Below are 2,208 nucleotides of genomic sequence, written 5' to 3' on the forward strand. Positions count from 1 at the left end.
AACCTTAGCTCCTGCTCCATCATATAATGTAACCTTCAAATGAGTAACATCCAGCATTAAACGAATAAAATGATAGTCTGAAACAGGATTCGGATAACCTTCTGAAAATTTGCTTTTATCAGCACTATTCTGGATAAGAAGTATCAGTGAAAGCTATTGAAATGAATCGCTACCGAATTCGTAAGAAATTAAATCGTGAAACATAGAGACTTATCTTGATATAATTAAAAACCCTCATCAGAAATAAATCCGATAAGGGTTTAAAAACTATCTGTTTCAATTATTCTCTTCTATAAGTCAGCGGCATTCAAACGCTCCTCAATATTATTCATGCGTTCCTTTAATAACTCATTTTCATTTTGTAATGACTGTATCATTTCCTGTTGTTCTTGTACAGACTCTATTAAAATCGGAATCAATTCCGTATAACAAACATAATGAGATCCATCGGCAGCTACATCAACGATTTCAGGAAATGACTTAATTACTTCCTGGGCAATAACTCCATACGTAGTAACAATCTCATCTCCTTTTTCAATCTCAACCGTCGACAACTTGAAATTATAACTATATCCATTGATTTGCATCAATCGCTGTAGAACGTTCTCCAGTTCAACAATATTCTCTTTTCTATTACGATCCGAAGCTGCTACCCAGTTACCATCATTATTCAGGTAGGCTTTTATTGCTGAATTATTATATGGATCAGTATCAGATCCATCAAAAAAATCTTCATCATTTATATACAAAAGAGCAGCCGGTTTTCCAAATACTCCATCTCCCGGAGCCCAAATTGTAACAGCATCACCATCTCCGTATATCCCCGCACTCTCATGAGATGACTCGGAAGAGCCAATCATGAAATATGAACCACCATCTCCAAATGTTTGTGGTCCGGATCCATGTTCCCATACAGGTCCGTTCAAAATAACCATAGAATTCGCTATTCCCGATTCTGTTATGGAAATTTTCCCATTAACATCTAATTTATTAATCGGTGCATTTGTACCTATTCCCACATTTCCTGAAACTGCTGAATATTGATTATCATCACTAATCGTCCAGTCAGAGTCCGCTTCCATCAAAACATAATTCCCACCAGAAATAAAAAGCGTATCTGCATTAGTAGAAAGACTCTGCAATTCATTCAACGGATCAGCATCTGCGTCATCCACATTATCAATAACAGCTGTCAAAGCAGATTCTGATCTTCTTGCATATAATGCATAAGGCACACTTAACAATTGAGAAGTTCCCATTACCGTATATGCAATCCCTCCACTCACATCTATTGCGGTTTCAATAAAATAAGGACCATTTTCCCAATCAATTGCAGAAAAATCATCCGTTGAAGTTCCTGAACCAATCTCAAGGTTTACCAATCCATAAGCATTGGTTGTTGGCGTAAAAGCTTCGGTATAAACAGCAGTACCTCCTACTGTACCCTGTAAAATTCGGAGCTGCACACCAACTGGTTGATTCGCTACAATCAAATTTGATCCATCCCTTACTACTGCTTGGTATTTTACTCCATCCGGAGCTTGTGCTAATGCAATAAAAGTGGATAAAACCATTGTTATTGACAGTATAATTCGCTTCATTATTTATTTGTATTAGGTTTATAAACTTTTTATCAGGTGAAAATTCTTTATTTCTTTCTGATCCTTATTTATGACTTTCAAATGATAAGTACCGGATGAAAGATTAGCAACAGGAATAACAGTCTCATTACTAATTAAATTATTAGTAACGATCAATCTACCCGATTCATCAATAAGTTGGAAATACATTCCTTCATACTCTTCAGATTTAACAACTAATATTTCCGTCATGGGATTAGGAAACACAAAAATAGTTGTTTCACTAGCCCAGTCTTCCAGTCCTAAAAAACTCCAATTGGTCTGTTGAAACCCCTGTGTTAATGTAGTTATTCCATCACTAATGGTATTTATCACTGGTTCTCCTATTGTAAAATCAACAGATAATGAAGGAGTTATATAACTATCACCTTGAGTAGAAATCACATTCTGTGCATATAAGTCTAAAGTGAGAAATAAAGTCAAAAAAAGTAGAACTTTTATATTCATTGTATCAGTAGTTTGAGTGCGAAGATACAAAAAAGCTATTCATAACCAAGTCAAAGCACTGGTCAAAATATATAACAAAAAAACCCCTGATCAAAACTGACCAGGGGTTCTTAAAAGTGGC

Annotated in this window: 2 protein-coding genes; both read right to left on the reverse strand. The window is 35.4% G+C overall.

Translation table 11 applies throughout. The annotated features are described in order from the left end of the window. Positions 1 to 290: 290 nt before the first annotated feature. Positions 291 to 1,601, reverse strand: coding sequence for a tail fiber domain-containing protein (locus AC4PL9_RS12810; RefSeq protein WP_491605140.1), 1,311 nt, complete (start codon positions 1,599 to 1,601; stop codon positions 291 to 293). Between the two features lie 18 nt (positions 1,602 to 1,619). Beyond that, positions 1,620 to 2,063: a T9SS type A sorting domain-containing protein gene (locus tag AC4PL9_RS12815; RefSeq protein ID WP_491605141.1), complete on the reverse strand. Its 444-nt coding sequence runs from the start codon at positions 2,061 to 2,063 to the stop codon at positions 1,620 to 1,622. Positions 2,064 to 2,208 lie beyond the last annotated feature (145 nt).

It is taken from the genome of Wandonia sp. (genome assembly GCF_984588085.1).